General features: G+C 68.3%; 25 protein-coding genes and 2 pseudogenes. 18 read left to right on the forward strand and 9 right to left on the reverse strand.

Translation table 11 applies throughout. The features are described 5' to 3' along the window. From MOQ72_RS35290 to MOQ72_RS35300, 3 genes and pseudogenes are all read right to left on the reverse strand, one after another. Positions 1-124 (reverse strand): annotated as a pseudogene (locus MOQ72_RS35290) (isopentenyl-diphosphate Delta-isomerase); the annotation flags it as partial. A gap of 223 nt (positions 125-347) precedes the next feature. Next, complete coding sequence (locus MOQ72_RS35295; RefSeq protein ID WP_242190174.1) at positions 348-1,328, reverse strand: zinc-binding dehydrogenase; 981 nt, start codon at positions 1,326-1,328, stop codon at positions 348-350. Positions 1,329-1,450: 122 nt separating this feature from the next. Next, complete coding sequence (locus tag MOQ72_RS35300) at positions 1,451-1,684, reverse strand: hypothetical protein (RefSeq protein WP_242190175.1); 234 nt, start codon at positions 1,682-1,684, stop codon at positions 1,451-1,453. A gap of 38 nt (positions 1,685-1,722) precedes the next feature. Here MOQ72_RS35300 and MOQ72_RS35305 point away from each other — a divergent pair. From MOQ72_RS35305 to MOQ72_RS35315, 3 genes and pseudogenes are all read left to right on the forward strand, one after another. After that, positions 1,723-1,818 (forward strand): annotated as a pseudogene (locus MOQ72_RS35305) (helix-turn-helix domain-containing protein); the annotation flags it as partial. 111 nt (positions 1,819-1,929) lie between these two features. Next, positions 1,930-3,123, forward strand: coding sequence for a CaiB/BaiF CoA transferase family protein (locus MOQ72_RS35310; RefSeq protein ID WP_242190176.1), 1,194 nt, complete (start codon positions 1,930-1,932; stop codon positions 3,121-3,123). Positions 3,124-3,205: 82 nt separating this feature from the next. Further along, positions 3,206-4,372, forward strand: coding sequence for an acyl-CoA dehydrogenase family protein (locus tag MOQ72_RS35315; protein WP_242190177.1), 1,167 nt, complete (start codon positions 3,206-3,208; stop codon positions 4,370-4,372). 74 nt (positions 4,373-4,446) lie between these two features. On the opposite strand, the gene MOQ72_RS35320 is transcribed toward MOQ72_RS35315, so the two are convergent. Beyond that, on the reverse strand, positions 4,447-5,190 hold the full coding sequence (locus MOQ72_RS35320) for an IclR family transcriptional regulator (protein WP_242190178.1): 744 nt from the start codon (positions 5,188-5,190) through the stop codon (positions 4,447-4,449). Positions 5,191-5,349: 159 nt separating this feature from the next. Here MOQ72_RS35320 and MOQ72_RS35325 point away from each other — a divergent pair, with 159 nt between their 5' ends. From MOQ72_RS35325 to MOQ72_RS35375, 11 genes are all read left to right on the forward strand, one after another. Then, positions 5,350-6,318, forward strand: a complete 969-nt coding sequence (locus MOQ72_RS35325; protein WP_242190179.1) for a M28 family metallopeptidase — start codon at positions 5,350-5,352, stop codon at positions 6,316-6,318. 123 nt (positions 6,319-6,441) lie between these two features. Continuing rightward, positions 6,442-6,678 (forward strand): hypothetical protein, encoded by a 237-nt coding sequence (locus MOQ72_RS35330; RefSeq protein WP_242190180.1) that lies wholly within the window; start codon positions 6,442-6,444, stop codon positions 6,676-6,678. A 48-nt stretch (positions 6,679-6,726) separates the two neighbouring features. Next, positions 6,727-7,701, forward strand: a complete 975-nt coding sequence (locus MOQ72_RS35335) for an NAD(P)-dependent oxidoreductase (protein WP_242190181.1) — start codon at positions 6,727-6,729, stop codon at positions 7,699-7,701. A gap of 138 nt (positions 7,702-7,839) precedes the next feature. Beyond that, positions 7,840-8,433, forward strand: coding sequence for a helix-turn-helix domain-containing protein (locus MOQ72_RS35340; protein WP_242190182.1), 594 nt, complete (start codon positions 7,840-7,842; stop codon positions 8,431-8,433). A 304-nt stretch (positions 8,434-8,737) separates the two neighbouring features. After that, positions 8,738-9,922: an NAD(P)/FAD-dependent oxidoreductase gene (locus tag MOQ72_RS35345; RefSeq protein WP_242190183.1), complete on the forward strand. Its 1,185-nt coding sequence runs from the start codon at positions 8,738-8,740 to the stop codon at positions 9,920-9,922. A 35-nt stretch (positions 9,923-9,957) separates the two neighbouring features. Beyond that, entirely contained in the window at positions 9,958-10,248 is a 291-nt protein-coding gene (locus MOQ72_RS35350; RefSeq protein ID WP_242190220.1) for a (2Fe-2S)-binding protein, read from the forward strand. Then, on the forward strand, positions 10,245-11,657 hold the full coding sequence (locus tag MOQ72_RS35355) for an FAD-dependent oxidoreductase (RefSeq protein ID WP_242190184.1): 1,413 nt from the start codon (positions 10,245-10,247) through the stop codon (positions 11,655-11,657). Before MOQ72_RS35350 ends, MOQ72_RS35355 begins: the two co-directional genes overlap by 4 nt. Beyond that, positions 11,654-12,574 (forward strand): dihydrodipicolinate synthase family protein, encoded by a 921-nt coding sequence (locus tag MOQ72_RS35360; RefSeq protein WP_242190185.1) that lies wholly within the window; start codon positions 11,654-11,656, stop codon positions 12,572-12,574. Before MOQ72_RS35355 ends, MOQ72_RS35360 begins: the two co-directional genes overlap by 4 nt. After that, positions 12,574-13,575 carry a proline racemase family protein gene (locus MOQ72_RS35365; protein WP_242190186.1) on the forward strand — a complete coding sequence of 334 codons (1,002 nt, stop codon included), beginning with the start codon at positions 12,574-12,576 and terminating at the stop codon, positions 13,573-13,575. The genes MOQ72_RS35360 and MOQ72_RS35365 overlap by 1 nt, the downstream gene beginning before the upstream one ends. A gap of 69 nt (positions 13,576-13,644) precedes the next feature. After that, a complete protein-coding gene (locus MOQ72_RS35370) occupies positions 13,645-13,782 on the forward strand; it encodes an amino acid permease C-terminal domain-containing protein (protein WP_242190187.1) in 138 nt (45 codons plus the stop codon). An 11-nt stretch (positions 13,783-13,793) separates the two neighbouring features. Continuing rightward, positions 13,794-14,336, forward strand: a complete 543-nt coding sequence (locus MOQ72_RS35375; RefSeq protein ID WP_372495614.1) for a GNAT family N-acetyltransferase — start codon at positions 13,794-13,796, stop codon at positions 14,334-14,336. Between the two features lie 134 nt (positions 14,337-14,470). Here the strand turns inward: MOQ72_RS35375 and MOQ72_RS35380 are convergent, their stop codons facing one another. Continuing rightward, positions 14,471-14,695 carry a hypothetical protein gene (locus MOQ72_RS35380; RefSeq protein WP_242190189.1) on the reverse strand — a complete coding sequence of 75 codons (225 nt, stop codon included), beginning with the start codon at positions 14,693-14,695 and terminating at the stop codon, positions 14,471-14,473. A gap of 40 nt (positions 14,696-14,735) precedes the next feature. After that, on the reverse strand, positions 14,736-14,924 hold the full coding sequence (locus MOQ72_RS35385) for a hypothetical protein (RefSeq protein ID WP_242190190.1): 189 nt from the start codon (positions 14,922-14,924) through the stop codon (positions 14,736-14,738). A gap of 217 nt (positions 14,925-15,141) precedes the next feature. Between MOQ72_RS35385 and MOQ72_RS35390 the strand changes: the two genes are divergently transcribed. From MOQ72_RS35390 to MOQ72_RS35400, 3 genes are read left to right on the forward strand one after another with little or no spacing between them, the layout of a single operon-like run. Beyond that, the gene (locus MOQ72_RS35390) at positions 15,142-15,990 is read left to right on the forward strand and encodes a helix-turn-helix domain-containing protein (RefSeq protein WP_242190191.1); all 849 of its coding nucleotides are present in this window, start codon (positions 15,142-15,144) and stop codon (positions 15,988-15,990) included. Next, complete coding sequence (locus MOQ72_RS35395) at positions 15,987-16,160, forward strand: DUF397 domain-containing protein (protein ID WP_242190192.1); 174 nt, start codon at positions 15,987-15,989, stop codon at positions 16,158-16,160. The genes MOQ72_RS35390 and MOQ72_RS35395 overlap by 4 nt, the downstream gene beginning before the upstream one ends. Positions 16,161-16,187: 27 nt before the next feature. Continuing rightward, a complete protein-coding gene (locus MOQ72_RS35400) occupies positions 16,188-16,364 on the forward strand; it encodes a DUF397 domain-containing protein (RefSeq protein WP_242190193.1) in 177 nt (58 codons plus the stop codon). A 73-nt stretch (positions 16,365-16,437) separates the two neighbouring features. On the opposite strand, the gene MOQ72_RS35405 is transcribed toward MOQ72_RS35400, so the two are convergent. Next, positions 16,438-18,000, reverse strand: coding sequence for an aldehyde dehydrogenase family protein (locus tag MOQ72_RS35405; RefSeq protein WP_242190194.1), 1,563 nt, complete (start codon positions 17,998-18,000; stop codon positions 16,438-16,440). Positions 18,001-18,353: 353 nt separating this feature from the next. Between MOQ72_RS35405 and MOQ72_RS35410 the strand changes: the two genes are divergently transcribed. Next, on the forward strand, positions 18,354-19,151 hold the full coding sequence (locus tag MOQ72_RS35410; protein WP_242190195.1) for an SGNH/GDSL hydrolase family protein: 798 nt from the start codon (positions 18,354-18,356) through the stop codon (positions 19,149-19,151). On the opposite strand, the gene MOQ72_RS35415 is transcribed toward MOQ72_RS35410, so the two are convergent. After that, a complete protein-coding gene (locus MOQ72_RS35415; protein ID WP_242190196.1) occupies positions 19,141-19,866 on the reverse strand; it encodes a Mut7-C RNAse domain-containing protein in 726 nt (241 codons plus the stop codon). The genes MOQ72_RS35410 and MOQ72_RS35415 overlap by 11 nt on opposite strands. A 25-nt stretch (positions 19,867-19,891) precedes the next feature. Continuing rightward, complete coding sequence (locus MOQ72_RS35420) at positions 19,892-21,097, reverse strand: cytochrome P450 (protein WP_242190197.1); 1,206 nt, start codon at positions 21,095-21,097, stop codon at positions 19,892-19,894. Positions 21,098-21,246 lie beyond the last annotated feature (149 nt).

Here is a 21,246-nt window from a genome sequence, read left to right on the forward strand (position 1 = left end):
CTCGGTCGTTGAACACGTAACAGGAGAAGGCGAGGTGCAGTGGCGTGTCCTGGTGGTGCACGGCCGCCTTGTCCTCGGCTCCGATCGGCTGACCGGATTCGTCGAGCAGAACCACCTGTTCCACGCGGTACCTCCAGGCGAGGGTTGATCCAGACCAGGGCGGGACCTTACGACAATCCGGACGGGGCCCGCCATCCGATCTTGATCAGCGGTTCTTCGCGGATACGCGCTCCATTTTCGCAGCAGTGCGAACAACGGGTGCGGGATAAGGGGAAGGTGTAGCCGGACGGCGGAGCGCGCCTACCTGCGCCGCCCGTGCTTTCCCCGATCGGGCGAATACCGCTGGATCACCGTCGGGGCCGAAGCACCACCTTGCCGTAGGTCTCGCGATTCTCCAGCGCGGCGTGCGCCCGCGGGGCGTCGGCCAATGCGAACGGCGGGTTGACCAGCGGCACCAGGCTGCCGTCGGCGAGCGCCGCCAGCGACTCGTTCTCCAGGGTCCGCATGGGCACTCGCAGCAGGTTCGGGCCGAGGGCGACCGTTGCGGTCAGCGCGCGGCTGATCAGGTCGTCGGAGGTGAACCGGTGCTCGCCGAACTCCCTGCCATACATGGTGATTCGGCCGCCAGGTCCGAGCAGGTCGAACGCCGTCCGCCCGTACTCGCCACCCGCGCCGTCCAACACCAGGTTCACCGCGCGTCCGTCGAGGGCGGCGCGCACCTCGCGCGCCCAGTCCGGCGCGGTGTAGTCGACGGCCACATCGGCGCCGAGCTCCCGCACCTTTTCGACCTTGGTGCGGCCGCCAGCCGCGCCCACCACGGTCGCGCCGATGTTGTTGGCGTGCTGCACCAGCAGTGCGCCGATGCCACCGGCCGCCGAGGTGACCAGCACGACGTCATCAGCGCTCAGCGGCGTGCTGCGCAGGATGGACATCGTGGTCCGCCCGGTGCCGATCATCGCCACAGCTGCGTCGAAATCGGCATTGTCGGGCAGCGCCTGCACGGCCTCGACGTCACGCACGGCAAGTTCCGCGTAACCACCGCTGGCTTGGCCCAGGTGCGCCACGACGCGCCGCCCCAGCCACTCGGCGTCCACGCCCTCGCCGAGTTCGTCCACGACTCCGGCGACCTCGCGGCCAGGCGTCATCGGCAGCTCCGGATGCGGGAACGGCCCCCGCTGGTTCCCCTGTCGGATCATCGTGTCGAGCACGTGGATTCCGGCGGCAGCAACCTCGATGCGGACCTGTCCGGGGCCTGGGCGCGGGTCGGGGACCTTTTCGTAGCGGAGGACCTCCGCGGGGCCGAACTCGTGCTGCCGAATCGCGTGCATGCCGTGCTCCCTGGGTTCGCTGTTGGCCGTGAGTGCGAAAGCGCGTTGGAACCCGCTTTCGCACTCACGACCGCGAACGCTATGACCTCGACCAAAGTGGAGGTCAAGACCGGCCTCTGAGTTTATCGTTTTTCGATAAATCGATGGAGAGAGGAGGGATGCGTACGAAAGCGCGGGAAGAAGCAGGACCCGCTGGCGCCGATCGCCGGGTTCGCCACCGTGTTGTTCAACCTCTGCGTGGCCGGACTGGTGTTGGCGGTGGTCATCAAGGCCGTCGCCGGGGCGGAGCTGGTACGGGCGATTGTGCCGATGGTCCACGCCGAGGCGCTCAGCGCGATCATCAACGAGTTTCCCATCGTGGTCTTCTTGACCGGCCTCGGCGTGCTCACCTTTCAAGAACGGCAAGGCCAAAGCCATCCGGTTCAGCACCCTCGCGAAGCTCTGCGAAGTCCTCGGCTGCCAACCGGGCGACCTGATCGCCTACCGCTAGTCCATTCGTATATAGGAATCCGGCTGCGACTGATCAGGTTGTCGTTCCTGGACTTGACGGCTGTGGTCTCGGTTTCTATGTTCGCAAATACGAACATTGCTGGAGGTGGGGATGGGCAAGCCGCTGGCCGGGATCCGGGTGTTGGACCTGTCGCGCATCCTCGCCGGGCCGTACTGCGCGCAGTTCCTCGGCGAGATGGGCGCGGACGTCGTCAAGGTCGAACCGCCGGGGCACGGCGACGACACCCGCACCTGGGGTCCGCCGTTCCTGGCAGGTGGCGAGGCGGTGTACTTCCTGGCCGCCAACCGCAACAAACGCGGCATCGCCGTCGACCTCAAGACCGAGCCGGGCCGCGAGATCATCCGGAAGTTCGCCGCGGCCGCCGACGTGCTCGTGGAGAACTTCCGCCCCGGCACCCTGGAACGCTGGGGCCTGGACTACGCCTCGCTCAGCGCCGCCAACCCGAGGCTGATCCACCTGTCGATCACCGGGTTCGGCCAGACCGGCCGCTACCGGGACCGACCCGGCTACGACCTGATCGCCCAGGGCATGGGCGGTGTGATGAACCTGACCGGCGACGCGGACGGGACGCCGATGAAGGTCGGTCTGCCGGTCGCCGACCTCAACGGCGGGACCTGGGGGATCGTCGCGGTGCTGATGGCGCTGCAGGCCCGGCACCAGAACGGTCGCGGCCAGTACCTGGACGTGTCGCTGCTGGAAGCCCAGTTGGCCTGGCACATCTACGCCGCTGGCAGCTACCTGCAGACCGGTGGGGAGCCCGAGCGCAGCGGTACCGCCCACCCGATGATCGCGCCGTACCAGGCGTACCAGGTCGCCGACGGCTGGCTGAACGTCGCGGTCGGCAGTCAGAAGCTGTGGCGGCTGTTCTGCCAGGTGCTCGACTTGGACATCGCCGACGACGAGCGTTTCGCCAGCAATTCGCAGCGGGTGGCGCACCGGGCCGAACTGGCCGCGCTCGTCGAGCCCGTGTTGGGCGCCAAGCCGATGCGGCACTGGCTGGACGCCTTCGGCGCGGCCGGGGTGCCGGTCGGTCCGATCAACCGGATGGCCGACATCTACGCAGACCCCTGGGTCGCCGAACGCGACCAGGTGGTGCGCATGCCGCACCCGACCATCGGCACATACCAGGGCACCGGCTTCCCGGTGCACGCCTCGGAAACCCAACCCGAACCCGCGCTGCCACCGCCGACGTTGGGCCAGCACACCGCCGAGGTGCTGGCCGAACTCGGCTACCCACCGGAGCAGATCGCCGCGCTGCGCCGCGACGGAATCGTCAACTCCTGACCCCGCCAAGCGCTGCGCCTGAACCGGTTCAGCGCAGCAGGGCGGACAGCAGAACGAAGACGAGCACTGAGGACATCGCGGTATGGATTTCGAACTCACCGACGATCAGCGGACCATCCAGCGGGCCGTGCGGGAACTGGCCGCGCGGTTCCCCGACGAGTACTGGGCAGAGCAGGACGAGCAGCACCGGTTCCCGTGGGAGTTCTACAACGCCTTCGCGGAGGCCGGTTGGCTGGGCATCGCCATCCCGGCGGAGTTCGGCGGTGGCGGCATGGGCATCCAGGAAGCGTCCATCCTCCTGGAGGAGGTGGCCGCGTCCGGCGCCGCGATGAACGGGTGCAGCACCATGCACCTGACCATCTTCGGCATCAACGTGCTGGTCAAGCACGGCAGCGTTGGAATGCGGCACGAGGTGCTGCCGAAGGTGGTCGACGGCAGCCTGCACATCTGCTTCGCGGTCACCGAACCCGACGCGGGCACCGACACCACCCGCATCACGACTTTCGCCCGCCGCGACGGCGATTCCTACGTCATCAACGGCCGCAAGGTGTGGATCACCAAGGCCGGTGACGCCCAGCAGATGGTGCTCGTCGCCCGCACCACGCCGCGCGACGAGGTCGCCAAGCCGACCGACGGGATGAGCCTATTCCTGGTGGACATCGATCCGTCCGCTGTGGACATCCGGCCGATCCCGAAGCTGGGCCGGAATGCCGTGGCGTCCAACGAAGTGCTGATCGACGATCTGCGGGTGCCGGTCTCGGCGCGCATCGGCGCGGAGGGCGAGGGATTCCGGTACCTGCTCGACGGATTGAACCCGGAACGGATCCTGCTGGCGCACGAGGCGCTGGGCATCGGCCGGGCGGCGATTGAGCGCGCCACCCGCTACGCCAAGCAGCGCGAGGTCTTCGGTCGGCCCATCGGGCAGAACCAGGGGCTGGCGTTCCCGTTGGCAGAGGCGCTGACCCGGCTGGATGCCGCGCGGCTGATGGCCCGCAACGCCGCGTGGCGCTACGACCAGGGCTTGGCGTGCGGACGAGAGGCCAACATGGCGAAATTCCTGTGCGCCGACGCGGGTTTCCAGGCCGCCGACCACGCGGTGCAGACCCACGGCGGGATGGGCTACGCCAAGGAGTACCACGTCGAGCGCTACTTCCGGGAAGCCCGACTAATGCGGCTGGCCCCGATCAGCCAAGAGATGGTGCTCAACTACATCTCCCAACACGTCCTCGGCCTACCGCGCTCCTACTGATCGAACGGGGTGAGGGGCACCCTTTACCAAGTAAGTTGGTAAAGGGTGCCCCTCACTCCTCACCCGTTCGATGGTCAGCGCAGTCGGTGGGTGATCTGCTGGGCCGCTTTGCGCACCGCTGCGGCCATTTCGTCGAGCTGGTCGGCCACCCGCGAGGTCGGCCCGGCGATCGCCACTGACGCGGTGGTCCGGGGTGCCAGCACGATGCTGGCCACCGCGGAGACGTCCGGCACCGTCTCGCCCCGGTTGTAGGCGACCTCTTCGGTGACGATGTCGCCGAGTTCGCGCTCGACCCCGGCTCGCTCGGCGGGATCGGGGAAGTGCTCGCCCAGGTACGCCTCGCGGTCGGCCGCGGCCATGTGCGCCAGCAGGCACTTGCCGGTGCTGGTCGGGTAGATCGGGCGCCGTTTCCGCAGCGGAGCGGTGTAGCGGATCAGCTGGGTGGACTCGATGGTTTCCAGGTACACCACCGAATCCCCCACGAGTGTGGCCAGCATGACCGTCTCGTCGAACGCTGCCCGAAGTTCCTGCATCGTCGGCCGGGCGGCGTCGACCAGCGGCGCACCCGGCGAGGCGAGCAGCGCGCCGACGGCCGGGCCGAGCAGGTAAGCGCCGTCGTGCTCCTGCAGGTAGCCGTTCGCGACCAGCCCCTTGACCAGGCCGTGCACCGAGGTCTTCGGCGCGTCGAGCGCCCCAGCGAGCACGCTCAGCCGCACTCCGTGCGGGTCGGCGGCCACGGTCTCCAGGATGGTGGTGACCCGGCTGACGGTGCGGTGCTGCTTCGCGGGGCCGCGCCCCCGAGCACCTGACTCACCCACCACGCCCCCTCGGCTCGTTGGTGCCCGAAGGATAGCGCTGAATCCGGGAAAAACGCGTTTCGGACGGTCGAGGCGAGTTCCAGTCAAACCACCCGCGGCCCGCGATCCCGTCGTTACGTTCCGCTCGCAGGAGTGGATCTACCGACGGAAGGACGCGGCATGCCGAAACGACCACTACTGGCGACCGCAGCGGCGCTGGCTGCGGTGTCCGTCCTGGTGCTACCGGCCACCGCGGCCAGTGCACCGGCGACCGGAGTTGCTGCGGTGCAGGAGCACTTGCAGGAGTTGCAGGCCATCGCCGAGGCCAACGGCGGCAATCGGGCGGCTGGCCAGCCCGGTTACCGGGCGTCGCTCGACTACGTCAAGGCGCAGCTGGACGGTGCCGGATTCATCACCACGATCCAGGAATTCGACGCCCTCGGCGGCCCGACCTACAACCTGCTCGCCGAAACGCCCGGCGGTGACGCCAACAGCGTGGTGATGTTCGGTGCACACCTGGACAGCGTCAGCGAAGGTCCGGGCATCAACGACAACGGCACCGGATCCGCGGCGATCCTGCAAGCGGCGCTGGACTACGCGGGCAGCGGCGCCACCCCGACGAACAAGCTGCGCTTCGCGTTCTGGGGGGCGGAAGAGGAAGGTCTGGTCGGCTCGACGCACTACGTGCAGACGCTGCCCGAGGCCGAGCGCAGCAAGATCGTCGCCTACCTGAACTTCGACATGGTCGGCTCGCCGAACGCTGGCTACTTCACCTACGACGGCGACGATTCCGATGGGGAGGGCGCAGGCCCCGGCCCGGAGGGCTCGGCGCAGATCGAGCAACTGCTCAACGACTCGCTCGGCGCCGCCGGGGTGGCCACCGAAGGCACCGACTTCGACGGCCGCTCCGACTACGGCCCGTTCATCGAGGTGGGCATCCCGGCTGGCGGCACGTTCACCGGCGCGGAGCAGTCCAAGACCCCGGAGCAGGCGGAGAAGTGGGGTGGCCAAGCGGGCGAAGCATTCGACTCCTGCTACCACCAAGCCTGCGACACGGTGGAAAACGTCGACACCCAGGCCCTGGACCGAAACCTCCAAGCCATCGCAAGCGCAGTCGAAACCTACGCAGCCCAATTCCCCCAGCCGTAGGAACCTGTCTTCGTACTTGTTTTGCGTGGCGGTGGACCAGATCCAGCAGCGGCGGTTCGTCGGGACCGGTCCACCGTCTGTCGCACCACCGTTGCCCCGTGCATCAGACGTAGTCTTGACCGTATGGACGCTTTCTGGGTGCCCGTCATGACGGTCGTCGTGCTGGGCTTTGTCCTGGGCAGCATCGGTTGGCTCGCAACGCGGATGCGTCGCCGCCGCGTCGGCGGCTCGACCATGGGACCGTTCGACGAGTTGTGGCATCCGGCCGCGCACCGAGCCCGGATCGAATTCGAAGTGCAGACCCAACGCCAAGAACCGATGCCGTCACCCGACGACCCACCGGACCCCGGCGAAAAGTAGCCCGACCGGCTTTCGGCTTGGCCGCACTACCGATCGTGGAGCACTGCCGTGGCACGTTCCTACCGGATTATCATTCCCGATGATTATCAGGAACCTCTGGTGTTCGGCTCACCGGAACACCCGGCTCTTGACGCGCTCAATGCTCTTGGTGGGGTAGAACTCCACTCAACGGCGCCGAGTTCACGCGCTGATTTTCTGCGGCGCATCGAGAGCGCCGATGCTGTGATCAACCTTCTTTCTCGAACCTCGTACGACGAGGAAGCATTTCGATGCGCGCGCAATCTCAAGGTCATATCCCTCATGGCGGCGGGCGTGGACAACGTTGATCGGAGTGCTGCTCGTCGTCATGGGGTGACCGTGTGCAACGCTGCTGGTGCGAACTCCTTGTCCGTCGCGGAGTTCGCGCTCGGCCTCGTCTTCGCGGTGTTCCGGAGCATCAGTGCTTATGACCGCTGGATGCGCGATGGCCGTTGGCAGCGCGTTCCTGGTCGAGAGATCGCTGGCAAGACCCTGGGCCTGCTCGGCGTCGGCAACGTTGGCGCGCATTTGGCCCGCCTTGGTCGCGGGGTGGGAATGCGGGTGATAGCCGCGAGCAACCAGGCGGATTCCGGGCGCCTAGCCGACATGGGGATCGAGCCCGTTGACCGGCAGGAACTCTTCAGCACGGCTGATGCGATCTCCATCCACCTGCGTGGCACCTTCGAGAACGAGAAGGCCGTTGGTGCGGCGGAGCTTTCGCTGATGAAGCGGACGGCCGTGCTGATCAACACCGCGCGCGGGACAGTCGTTGACCAGCGCGCGCTGTACGATGCGCTGAAGGACGGCCAGATCGCCGGGGCAGGACTGGATGTCTTCCACCTCGATCCACTGCCGATCGAGGAGAACCTGTTCCGCGAACTGGACAACGTCGTGCTCACCCCGCACTCGGGATTCGAGACCGTCGAAGCGGGCGAGCGACTTCGCCGAGCAGCGGTCGACAACTTGCTCGCGTTCTTCCGCGGGCACCCCGAGAACGTCGTATGACCCTCCCACCGCCGCCGACCAGCTAGCGAGAAGCCCCGGCCGTGCTGTGGCTCGGCCCGATCGGACGAGTTGGTTGCGGACTGGCGTGGCCTGGTCCGGTTAGGCTCTGCGGGGAGGCGCTGGTTTCTGGAGGTGGGGATGGCGCAGGTGGAGGCCGTTCGGGTGCTGGCGGCCAATCTGCGGGCGCTGCGCGCCGAGCAGGACTTGTCCTTGTCCGAGGTGGCGCGGCGCTCCGGGATCGCCAAGGGCACGCTGTCCCAGCTGGAGTCCGGTGTCGGCAACCCGACCATCCAGACCGTGTTCAGTTTGTCGAACGCTTTGCAGGTGCCGGTGTCGACCCTGCTGACCGAGCGCGCCGAGCCGGACGTGGTGCTGGTGCGCTCGGCCGGGCTGGAGGTGCTCAGCAGCAACGCCGTCGACCTGCGGATGCTGCGCCGCCTCGACCTGACCTCGACGGTGCTGGAGGTCTACGACCAGCGGGTGCGCCCCGGCGAGGTGCAGCACTCCGACGGGCACCCCGGCCGGGAACACGTCGTGGTCACCGAGGGAACGCTGCGGGTCGGACCGGCCGACGCGCCTTTCGAGCTGGAGCCCGGCGACTACGTGTGCTTCCCGGCGCAGGCACCGCACACCTACGAGACGGTGGGCGGCCCGGTGACCTCGGTGCTGCTGCTGGAGTACCCGAGCGAGACCGACAGCCCGATGCTGCGGCACCACCCGCCGTTGGGCTAGGGACTGTTCCAGGGCTGGCCTGCGTGGCGGTGCGGGTGGCGGCACCTCAGCAGCCGCCTCGACTCCGGGATCGCCGACATCATGAATGCCAATTCACCAAGTCGGGGCTGCCCTCCCGAGGCGACGTCTGAGAACCCGCGGCGGTGCGAGTTGAATCCCACACCGCAAGCGGCTTCCGCCGCTTGTAAGACAGACCCGATGTGGCTGCGTCCTGGCTGGCCCACGCGCATTCTGGGGTTGACCCGGCTCCGTTCGGGGGCCTAACGTCTGTAGCGTTCATTTTAGTGAACGTTGGTGGTGATCAATGGGGCAGCTTCCGGACATCGTGATCGTCGGCGCCGGGATCGTCGGTGCGGCTTGCGCAGAGGCGCTCAGCGCGGCCGGATTCGTCGTCGATGTGCTCGATCGCGGTGCGCCCGCGGCGGGCACGACAGCCTCCGGCGAGGGCAATGTGCTGGTTTCGGACAAACCGCCGGGTGCGGAACTCCGGCTGGCGCAGGCGAGCCGTCGGCGGTGGCCGGAACTGGTCCGGAAACTGCGCGAAGAACTCGGCGACATCGCGGATTTCGAGTGGGAAGCCAAGGGCGGCGTCGTCGCGGCGACCACAGTGGACGGAGCTGAGGCGCTGACCGCGTTCGCCGCGGAACAGCGCGATGCGGGCGTCGATGCGCAGGTGCTGCCATCCGGCGCGGTGTTCGACCTGGAACCGCACCTCACACGGGACACCTCGCTGGCGGTGCACTATCCCGAAGACGCCCAGGTGCAGCCAGTTCTCGCGGCGTCGGCGCTGCTCGCGGCGGTGCGACGGCGCGGCGGCACGGTGCGCTCCGCGACCAGGGCCACCGGTGTGCTGCTCGGCCGCGATGGCCGCGTGACCGGGGTGCGCACCGACGGCGGTTCCTTGTCCTGCGGGGCGGTGGTCAATGCGTGCGGACCGTGGGCTGGGGACTTCGCGAGTTCCGCCGGGGCACCGATCGCCGTCCTGCCGCGCCGGGGCATGGTGCTGGTGACCGCGCCGGTGCCGCCGGGCACCGTGCGGCACAAGGTCTACGACGCCGACTACGTCGGCGCGGTGGAAAGCGGTGACGCCGAGCTGCAGACTTCCACCGTCGTCGAGAGTACCCAGGCCGGAACCGTGCTGATCGGATCGAGCCGGGAACGCATCGGATTCGACGACACCGTCCGGATGCACGTGCTGCGCGAGATGGCGCGCAAGGCCGCTGTGCTGTTCCCAGTGCTGGGGCAGGTTCCGGTGCTGCGCGCATATGGCGGCTTCCGGCCGTACGCGCCGGACCACCTGCCGGTGATCGGCGCTGATCCCCGAGTCGCCGGGCTGTGGCATGCGACCGGGCACGAGGGCGCCGGGGTCGGGCTCGCCGCTGCTACCGGGCAGCTGCTCGCGGAGTTGTTCACCGGGACCCCGCCGCACGTCGATCCGAAGCCGTTCCGGGTGGACCGTCCCGAACTGATCGAGGAGGTGGGCGCGTGACCGGCCCGTTCCTGGCGTCGGACCGGCAAGATCCGGTGCGACCGCAGTACCCGCCCGAATTCGCCGTCGAGGTCGACGGTGAACCGGTCAGTGCTCGGGCTGGGCAGACGGTCGCGGCGGTGTTGATGTCCATCGGTCGCACCTCGTGGCGCAGCACCAGGCAGCACTCCCGGCCACGCGGGCTGTTCTGCGGCATCGGAGCGTGCTTCGACTGCCTGCTCGTGGTCAACGGGCTGCCGGATGTGCGGGCGTGCCAGCGCGTTGTGTCGCCCGGCGATGTCATCCGCACCCAAATCGGTGCACAACTGCCGGGAGGTGAGTCGTGAGCGTCGTGGTCGTCGGCGGCGGGCCTGCTGGCATGAACGCCGCGGTGCGGACCGCGCGAGCTGGTGCCGAGGTGGTGCTGGTCGACTCCGCCGAGCAGCTCGGCGGGCAGTTCCACCGCCAGCTCCCAGCGCAGTTCGCGGCCCAGCGGCCGGACCGGGTCCAGCACGACTGGCAGCGGTTCCTGGCCCTTCGCGACGAAATCCTGGCGCACCCGAGAATTCGCTACTTGCCACGCAGCACGGTGTGGGCGCTCGAACCCGACCAGCTCGTGCTGCACGTCCAAAGTGGATCCGCCGATGCGCTGGATCGCCGATCGTCGGTGTTGCGCGCTGATGCGTTGGTGCTGGCCACCGGGGCGCACGACCGGGTGCTCCCGTTCCCCGGCTGGGACCTGCCCGGCGTGTTCAGCGCCGGAGCCGCCCAGGCGATGGCGAAGGGCCAGCGGATCGCGGTCGGCCGCCGGGTGCTGGTCGCCGGGACCGGACCGTTCCTGTTGCCGGTCGCCGAGTCGCTGCTCGACGTGGGCGCCGAGGTCGTCGGCGTGCTGGAGGCCGGGAATCCGGCCGCTTGGCTGCGGCAATCGACGGCGATCGCCGGGCAGTTCGGCAAACTCGCGGAACTGGCGGGGTATGCGGCCAGGTTCGCCGGTCGGGTGCCGTACCGGATCCGCACCACTGTCGTCGAGGCCCGTGGCGACGACCGGGTTCGCACCGTGGTGACGGCCAAAGTGGACTCCGCGTGGCGACCGATCCCCGGCACGCAGCGTCGTATCGAGGTCGATGCGGTGTGCGTCGGGCACGGATTCGTACCGCAGCTGGAGCTGGCGTTGGCCGCCCGCTGTCGCGTCGTGGACGGGTTCGTCGAGGTGGATGCGGCGCAGCGGACGTCCACGCCGGGGGTGTTCGCGGCCGGTGAGACGACCGGGATCGGCGGCGCCCAGCTCGCCGCTGCCGAGGGCGCGGTCGCCGGACTCGCTGCGGCCGTGCACGCCGGAGTCACCAATTGGAACACCGTGGAGGCACAGGCGCGCGAGGCGCTTGTGAATGTCCGGAGTGGACGGGAGTTCGCACGGGCGCTCGCCCGGTCACATCCGATCGGATCGGGCTGGTCCGAGTGGTTGAAACCGGACACCCTGGTTTGCCGGTGCGAGGAAGTCCCGTACCGCGCGCTGAAAGACGCGGTCCTGCAGCGCACCGCGCACAGCGCCCGGTCGCTGAAGCTGCTGTGCCGCGTGGGGCTCGGCCCCTGCCAGGGCCGGATCTGCGGGCGCAACGCCACCGATCTCGCCGAGCAGCTGCTGGGCGAGCCGCTCCCGGACCCCGAGACACCCGCCCGCAGGCCGATCGCGACGCCCATCCGGCTCGCCGACCTGGCAAGCATTCCAACCAGCAACGAGGAGGAAAAGTGAGCTCTAGCAAGGACCTCGGCGGTGTCGTCGTCGCGACTGCGTTGCCCTACGCCGAAGACGCGTCGGCCCCGGCCGGGCTGCGAGTCGACTACGACCGCTACGCGGAGCACTGCCGCTGGGTGGTGGACAACGGTTGCCACGGCGTCGGTCCCAACGGCTCGCTCGGCGAGTATTCCTCGCTGACCCACGAGGAGCGCCGCAAGGTGGCGCAGACCGCGATCGCGACAGTCGGCGACCGGGCCACGGTCGTCGTCGGCGTGCACGCACCGAGCGCGCACGAGGCGCGGCGCTGGGCCGAACTGGCCGCCGAGGACGGCGCGGACGGGCTGCTGTGCCTGCCACCGACGATGTACCGCGCCAACCACGGCGAAGTGCTGCACCACTTCGAGCAGGTCGCGGCCGTGGGCCTGCCCGTGATGGTCTACAACAACCCCATCGACACAAAGGTCGACCTCACTCCCGATCTGGTGCGCGAGATCGCCGAGATCGACAACATCGTGGCGATCAAGGAGTTCTCCGGCGACGTCCGACGCGTGCTGGAGATCCGCGAGCAGGCGCCCCGGCTCAACGTGGTGGGGGGTGCCGACGACGTGGTGCTTGAGTCGCTGCTGATGGGGGCGGGCGGTTGGTTCGCCGGGTTCCCGAACGTCTTCCCGGCCGAATCGGTGCGGCTCTACGAGCTGGCGCGGCAGGGCAAGGTCGAGGAGGCGCGGGCGCTGTACGAGCCGCTGGTGGCCGCGTTCCGGTGGGATTCGCGCACTGAGTTCGTGCAGGCCATCAAGCGCGGTATGGAGATCGTCGGCCGCTTCGGCGGTCCGTGCCGCCCACCGCGCGGACCGCTGCCCGAGGCGATGCTGGCACAGGTCGACGAGGACATGCGACGCGCGGTCGACTACCTGCGGAGCAAGGAGAACTGATGCGTTCGCGACGGTATTTCAGCGCCGTCGACTCGCACACCGAAGGCATGCCGACACGGGTGATCACCGGCGGCGTCGGTGTGGTGCCGGGTGCGTCGATGGCCGAAAAGCGGCGCTACTTCGTCGATAACCTCGACCACATCCGGGAGTTGCTGGTCAACGAACCGCGTGGGCACTCGGCGATGAGCGGTGCGATCCTGCAGCCCGCGACCCGCGAGGACGCCGACTGGGGCGTGATCTACATCGAGGTCTCCGGCTGCCTGCCGATGTGCGGGCACGGCACCATCGGGGTCGCCACGGTGCTGGTGGAGACCGGGATGGTGGAGGTAGTAGAGCCGGTCACCACGGTCCGGCTGGACACCCCGGCGGGTCTGGTGGTGGCCGAAGTGGCGGTCCGCGACGGGCAGGCCGAATCGGTGACCATCCGCAACGTGCCATCGTTCGCGGTGGAGTTGGACGCCGCGGTGGAGGTGCCGGGGATCGGCACGGTCGGCTACGACATGGCCTTCGGCGGCAACTTCTACGCCATCACGTCGTTGGCCGATCTCGGAATTCCCTTCGACAAGGCGGAGAAGGGCCGGATGCTGGACGCCGGTCTGGCGATCATGGCGGCCATCAACGAGCAGCGGCGGCCACAGCACCCGCTGGACGCCGGGATCGCCGGGTGCAAGCACGTCTACCTCGAAGCACCGGGCAGCGACGCCAAGCACTCCCGGCACGCGATGGCGATCCACCCCGGTTGGTTCGACCGATCCCCGTGCGGCACCGGCACTTCCGCCCGGATGGCGCAGTTGCACGCGCGCGGCCTGCTCGACCTGGAAACGGACTTCGTCAACGAATCCCTGATCGGCACCCGGTTCGTCGGTCGGCTGGTGGACACCGCACAGATCGGCGACCGACCCGCGGTGGTGCCGACCATCACCGGCCGGGCCTGGATCACCGGCATGGCCCAGTACCTGCTGGACCCGACCGACCCGTTCCCGACCGGCTTCACCTTGTAATCCCCGCGCGGCGTCCCCGCACGAGCCGCACTGGTGCACCCGCGACGTGGTCGTGAGTGCGAAAACCGGTTGGAGCCGGTTTTCGCACTCGACTGGGTCACCTGGCTCCGCTTCGTCGGCTGGATGGTCGTCGGGCTGCTGGTGTACGCGTTCTACGGCTACCGGCGATCGGTGCTGGCGGACAAAACGGTCGCGGGCGCAGGCTGAGCGCTGCCAGGATGGGCGGTATGACCGAAGTGCGCACCGCACACACCGCCGACCTGGACGATGCGACGATCAAGGCCGCCCGAGCGCTGCTCTGGGAAGTTTTCGACGACATGACCGAAGACGACTGGGAGCACTGCCTGGGCGGCATCCACGCCCTGGCGTGGGACGGCGGTGTTCTGATCGGCCACGGCGCGGTGGTCCAACGACGACTGCTGCACGCCGGGCGGGCGCTGCGCACCGGCTACATCGAGGGGGTCGGCGTCCGCGTCGACTACCGCCGCCGAGGAGTCGGCGCAATGCTGATGGCCGAACTGGAGCGCGTGGTGCGCGGAGCCTACGAACTGGGTGCGCTCGGTGCCAGCGAGGATGGGATGGCGTTCTACGCGGCGCGCGGTTGGCAGCCGTGGCAGGGCCCAACCTCGATCCTCACCCTCACCGGCTTCGAGCGAACCGCTGACGAGGACGGCTACATCTTCGTCCTGCCCGTCACGGCACCGCTGGACCTGACCGCAGACCTGGCGACCTGCGACTGGCGCGACGGCGAGGTCTGGTAGGCGCGTTCCGTTGGGAGAGCGGGACTCCCACCTGAACCCGCGTGGGCCCGGTAGCCGGGCGGGGGCAGCCCGGCTACCGGGAGGATCGGCGCGATGGTCGGGGAGGGGTCGACGCGCCGATCCGGTTCAGGGGGTCACGCGGCTCGGGGTTCCTCGTCCGCGTCCGGTGGTTGCTGAAGGCGGTGGCGGCCGGTGTATTCGGCTTCGCGCTGGGCTTCCACGTCGTCGATGAGTTGCCACACGTCGTAGGTTTCCTCGCCTCCGCCGCTGTGCTGGTGCGGGTTCGGCGAGGGAATGAGCAGCATCGCGAAGATCACGACGTTGATCGCGATGAGCGTGCCCAGCTGCAACCAGAACATCACCAAGTCCTCCCGGCCTATCATCGTCCGATGTGGATGGTCAGATCAGCGCGACCGCCTGACGCATTTCCGCTTGCGCAATTGACGCGTTGGCGCGCTCCTGGCGATGTCGGATCGGGCTGGATTCGATGCCCTGTTGTGCGCTTCCGCGATCCGCATGCAAACCGAACAACGCGGCCGGGTCGTGACCGGATGCCCGACGGCGGCCCACATCACCTCCGCGCCGCACGCGCCACCTCCACCGCGGCGGAGCACGAAATGCGTGTCCAACGCCCGCAATCCAGGCGAAGGCAACCACCGGGGCCACGTCTCCAACTCCAACACCTCCATGGTTCGCAACTTGTCCATTGGTTGCGTTGTCACCATGTTGGTTGGTTGCCAGGGTGCACCACCAGTGATCTAATTGGGTGATCTGTTTGCGCTGATCAACCGATAGGATGTGGTGCATGGCCGCAACCGCAGGTACGCCGCGTGCCAGGGCGTTGTCGGCGGCTCTTCGCGAAGCCCGAATGGCCAGCGGTGTGGGTTCACGAGAACTGGCGAGACAACTGGAGTTCTCGCATACCCAGATCTCGCACTGGGAGAATGGTCATCGGGTGCCCAACGTTGAAACGGTCGCGATGATTCTGACCGTGCTTCGCGCTTCCCCGCGCGAGCGCGAGAGAATCCTCGATCTGGCGCGCAACGTGGCCGAACCGAACTGGCTCACGGTCGGGATGAACGGCATTCCGCAGCAGCTCGCAGGCGTTGTGGAGTGCGAACGTTCAGCCTCGTCGATCGTCGAGTGGTCGCCGATGGTGATCCCAGGACTCCTCCAAACTTCCGACTACACAAGGGCGGTCAAGGAGGCCGCCGGGTTGTCGCAGACCGACATCGAGCTGCGAGTGATGCTGAACGTGAGTCGCCGCGAGCTTCTAACTCGGCGGAATCCGGTGAGCTTCCACGCACTGGTCGGGGTGGCCACTCTGCACGAGCCCATCGGTCCTGACGGCGTTGTGCTGGATCAACTCAGGCATCTGGCGGAAATGGCCGAACGCCCCAACGTGGTGGTGCAGCTGATGCCGCTGCGCATCGGGTGGCATCCGGGGTGGGCGGGGCCGTTCGTCTTCTACGAGTTCCAAGACGCTTCGCCCGTCGTGCATTTCGAGCATCACAGCTCGGGTGCTTTCATCCCGACAGAGCACGATGTCGTGGAATACCAGAAGGCTGTGGCCTGGCTCAGCGAGATCGCGATGGATGAAGCCGACTCGCTTGACCTCATCGCAAAGACCATTTCGGAGATGGAGGAAAGATGAGCACTCACGCCTGGCAGAAGTCCAGCTACTCCAATGCCAACGGCAACTGCGTCGAGTTATCCAACCCGCGCGGCCTGATCCGGGACTCGAAGGATCCGGCTGGCCCGCGTCTGAGTGTTGATGTCGCTGTGTTCCTACGGGCGGTTAGGGCCGGTCGCTTTGCGCGGTGAGTGATTCCGTTGGGTGGAGGACAGGGAATGATCGAGTCATTGCGTTGGCGCAAGAGCAGCTACAGCGGCCAGGAGACGCACTGCGTCGAGTTGTCGAGCCCGTATGGGCTGATCCGGGATTCGAAGGATCCCGACGGGCCGGTGCTGGCTGTCGATATCGCGAGCTTCTTGCGGGCGGTCAAGGCTGGTCGCTTCGAGCAGTGAGCCGTTCGTGTGACGGGTGAAGGGCACCCTTGGCCAAGTAACTGGGTCACGGGTGCCCCTCACCTGGTTCACCTCATGTCACGGGGTAGCGGTGGTAGCCGGGGAAGTTTCCGTAGAGCTGTTCCCCCGGTGGGCCTTGGGTGACCGCGTGCACTAGGTGTTGGCCACCGACGAACGCGCCCTTCCAGGACGCTCCCCGGCCGCCGAAGGGCTCCTCTCGGTCGCCGCGCGAGCGCGGCTTGTTGACGCCGACCTTGAACGCCTGCACGTGTTCGGCCAGTTGGGTGGCGAACGCCGCGTCGTCGGAGGCGATGCTGGCGACCAGCGCGCCGTTGGAGGCGTTCATCTGCGCCAACAGTTCCGCCTCGGTGTCGACCACGACGATCGTGTCCACCGGTCCGAACGGTTCCTCGTGCATCAGGCGGCTCGCGCCGGGCGGGGCGAGCAGCGTGACCGGCGCGGCGTAGGCCGAGATGTCCTGGCCGTCGAGGAACTGGCCGTCCTCGCGCTTGCCGTGGTAGAGCGGCACCGCGCCGTGCCGCAGCGCCTCGGCGACCCGGCCTTCCAGTTCGGTTGCCTTGGCCGCTGAGATCAGCGGGCCGAAGTCCAGCGCGGGGAGTTCAGCTCCGTCGGTCACCGCCAGCGGATGTCCGAAACGCACCGATTGCACCACTGGCAGGTATGCGGCGAGGAACTGGTCGACCAGCTTGCGCTGCACCACGAACCGCGGGTACGCCGTGCAGCGCTGCTTGCCGTACTCGAAGCCCTTGCGCAGGTGGGCGGCGAAGCCCTCCCAGTCGGAGAACTCCCACAGCCCCCAGGTGTTGAGACCTTCCTGTTCGAGCATGTGCCGCTTGCCGGTGTCGACCAGCTGCGCGGCGATCTTGCCGCCGTTGGAACGCCCGCCGACGAACGCCACCGCACCGATCTCCGGGCTCCGCACGAGCGGGTCCGACAGACGGGAGCCGTCGCCGGAGACCAGCGTCGCGGGCAGCCCCGCACGGGCCATCAGCGCGTGCGCGACGGTCAACGTCACCGCACCACCCTGGGTCGGCGTCTTGGCGATGACCGCGTTGCCCGCGAGCAGCTGCACCAGCTCGGCGTGCACCAGCACGCTCATCGGGTAGTTCCAGCTCGCGATGTTGCTGACCGGGCCGGGTAGGGCCTGCCGCTTGTACGGCGCGTCCTCGACGTCGACGGACAACATGTGCTCGGCGTTGTCCAGGTACCAGCGGACGCCGTCCAGGCAGCGGTCGACGTCGGCGCACGCCAGCTTCCACGGCTTGCCGATCTCCCAGGCCAGCAGCAGCGCCAGGTCATCGCGCACCTGGGACATCGACTCCACCGCCACGGACACCGCGGTCTGGCGATGTTCGAAGGTGGTCTGCGCCCAGGTCCGGTGCGCGCGGGCGGCAGCCTGCACGGCTCGGGTTGCGCTTTCGCCGTCGATCTTGGGCAGCTGGGAGAAGGTCGAACCGTCCACCGGAGTGATCTGCGGGGCCGGTTCGCCGACCGCCTCCCACTGGCCGTCGATCAGGTTGCGCGGATTGAGCCCGTCGAAGGCTTCCGGCGCCGCCGCGGCCGCACGGGCGAGCACGGCCGACGGCGTGCAGTGGTCAGGAACCCGGAGCGACATGCGCCCTCCTCGAAAATTGGGACGGGTGATGGGTGCCGGGTACCTAGCACGATGCCACGCGACACCGCCCGCCGTCTGCCCCGGACGGCCAGTTCGGTGCGATCCTCCGAATCGCGGGCATTGGTCTACTCCGCTGTTGCGCTGTCCGCCGTATCGTGCCGAGCCGCCGATCGGGGCAGCATGATTCGTCCACTGTGGTTGGTCGAGATTTTCGAAATCACCCTTATGGCGGCTGTTTTCGCGTCCTCTGCTGTGCCGGACATGCGGTTACTGGCGGGTATTCGCCAAATCGTCCGGTATGTTGCCAAGATCTCTTTGAATTGTGGCGTTTTCGCTCTCCGATCGGAGGAAGCATGCGCCACTCAAGGCACATCCCCGGTGCCGCCGCGGCGATCGCTCTGGCAACGACAACTCTGGCAACCCCGGCGTTCGCCGAGTCCGCCGCCGACAACTACGCAGCCCTGGGTGACTCCTACGCATCCGGGGTCGGCACGCGGGAGTACTTCGACGACAGCGGTGACTGCCTGCGCAGCCCGAAGTCCTACGCCCAGTTGTGGGCGGATTCGCACGACGTCGCGAACTTCGCGTTCGTGGCGTGTTCGGGCGCTGTCACCGACGACGTGAACTCCGGCCAACTCGACCAGCTCAACGCGGACACGACATTGGTCACCATCTCGATCGGTGGCAACGACATCGGTTTCGCCGACGTCATCCAGAGCTGCCTGCTCGGCACCGATTCGAGCTGCGACTCGGCGGTCGACGAAGCCAGCGCCAAGGCCCGCGACGAATTGCCGGGCAAACTCGACACCACCTACGCCAACATCCGCCAGGCCGCGCCCAACGCCGAGGTCGTGGTGATCGGCTACCCGCGGCTCAACGAACTCGGCGATTGCGGCATTCCCGGCTTCACCGACGCCAAGCGGCAGCGGCTCAACGAAGGCGCCGATGAGCTGGCGGGCGTGATCTCCGACCGGGCCGCAGCCGCCGGGTTCACCTACGCCGACACCCGCGACGCGTTCGCCGGGCACGGCGTTTGCAGCTCCGACGAGTGGATCAACGGTCCGAGCAATCCGATTGTGGAGTCCTTCCACCCGGACGCCGACGGGCACGCCCAGGCGTACCTGCCGACGCTCAACGCCATCACGGGCTGATGCCCGGGTGGGCGAGGCGCGCGGCCCGGATGATCGCGTTGATCCGCCGGGCGTGCGCGCCTCGCCAGTACACCTGCGCGCAATCGCGGCAGCGCGCGTATTCGTCGTAATAGCGGCGGGTTCCCGACTCGATCTCGCCCAGCACGTCCTGCTTGCGCACCGGATCGAGCGGGCCGTTGCACGAGGTGCAGCGGGTCCACGGCGCCAGCGGCGGGGCGAACCGGGCGATGACGTCCGCCAGCTGCCGCGCCGGGTCGGCGCCCCGCACGTAGGCACCAGCCCACAGCGCCCGGCGCCGGAGCAGACCGCGATCCTGGGTAAGCAGCACCCGCTGCTCGCGTTCGGCCTGCGCGATCAGCTCGTCGTCGGCGGCATCGTTGCGGTAGGCGGTGTCGATGCCGAGCAGCCGCAGTCGCCGGGCCAGTTTGCCGAGGTGCACGTCCAGCACGAACCGCGGCGGCCCCGGCTGCGGACGGCTGACCGGGCCGATCTCGATGGTCGAGCCGGGCCGGGGCTGCTGCGCCGGTGTCGCGGGAGTGCCGTCGACCAGCAGCGGGCCGACTTCGGGCAGCGGCACGCCGAGCGATTCGGCGAGGTGCCCCAGCGTGGCCGTGCCGTCGTAGCGCAGCTCGAACTGCTCGACCCGGCGCTGCGGTGCGGCGAAGAACCACAGGTCCGGATCGAGGCGCACCAACACGCTCGATTCCGCCGCCATCTCCTCATGGTGACCCCGTGTCCGGTCAACTCAACCGGACCGGTAGGGATTCGAGTCCGTAGACGATCGATGCTTTCCGGAACGCGAGGTTCTCCGGGGGGATCGCGAGGCGGATTTCCGGAAACCGCCGCACCAGGGCCGGATATGCCTCGCGGAGCTCCATGCGCGCGAGTTCCGCTCCGATGCAGCGGTGGATCCCGTGCCCGAAGGCCAGGTGCGACGGGCCGCGACGGGACAGGTCCAGTCGGTCGGTGTTCGGCCCGAACGAGTCGTCCCGGTTCGCGCCGCTCAACGAGCACACCACGACATCGCCCCGCGAGATCCTGGTGCCCGCGATTTCCACGTCCTCGCGGGCGAACCGGGGGAACGCCACCTGGACGACCGTGAGGTAGCGCAGCAATTCGTCGACGAAGCCGGGAACCGCGGCATCGTCGTCGCGGACCAGCGCCAGCAGGTCCGGGTCCCGGAGCAGTGCGAGCGCCCCCAGCGCGAGCATGCTCGCCGTGGTTTCGAATCCGCCGGTGAGCACCCCGTCGGCGAGTTCGGCCAGTTCCCGATCGCTGACCTCGTCGCCGTGCTCCTTGATGAGCGCGCCCAGCAGACCGTCGCCGGGATAGCTGCGCTGCTCCTCGACGACCCGGTGCAGGTACGCCATCGACTGCGACATCGCGCCCAGCGAGGCGTCGAACCCGCTGAACAGGTCGAACCGGGTCACGCTCAGCTGCTGGAACTGCGCGCGCTCCGCATAGGGGACGCCCAGCAGTTCGCAGATCACCAGGGAAGGAATGGGCAGGGCGAAATCGCGCACCAGGTCGACCGGCTGCGGGGCTTCGGCCATCGCGTCGAGCCGCTGCCGCACGATGGCGTCGATCTCCGGCGCCAACCGCGCGAGTCGGCGCATGGTGAACTCCGGGGTCAGCAGGCGGCGCAGCCTGGTGTGCGCGGGCGGGTCGGTGAAGCCGAGACCGCCGGGGTTGTCCTCGGTGGTGACGCCGATCCGCCCCACGAGGTGGGTGAAGTCGTTGCTGAAGCGCTCGGCATCGCCCAGCACCGCCTTGGCCTCGCGATACCCGGTGACCAGCCAGACGTTCGCCCCGAACGGCACCGGGAGCTTGCTGATCGGTGTCTCTTCGCGGGTGCGTCCCAGGTCGGGCACCGGATCCAGGCCGTTGCGCTGCAACGGCATCAGCGCGGCATCCGGCATGGCGGACCCGAGACCCCTGTTCCGCATCCGGGCGAGGTATCGGCGCGCGAACCAGGAAGTGATCCGGGACCGAAGATTCTGCACCAGCAAGACCCCCATCAGGCCGCACGTTCCGTCTCAGCGGAGGAATCGCCATCCGCCCAGGCGGGCGAATTCGCTCGACCACTCTACGCGAG

This window comes from Saccharopolyspora soli (assembly GCF_022678645.1).
Classification (GTDB): Bacteria; Actinomycetota; Actinomycetes; order Mycobacteriales; family Pseudonocardiaceae; genus Saccharopolyspora; species Saccharopolyspora soli.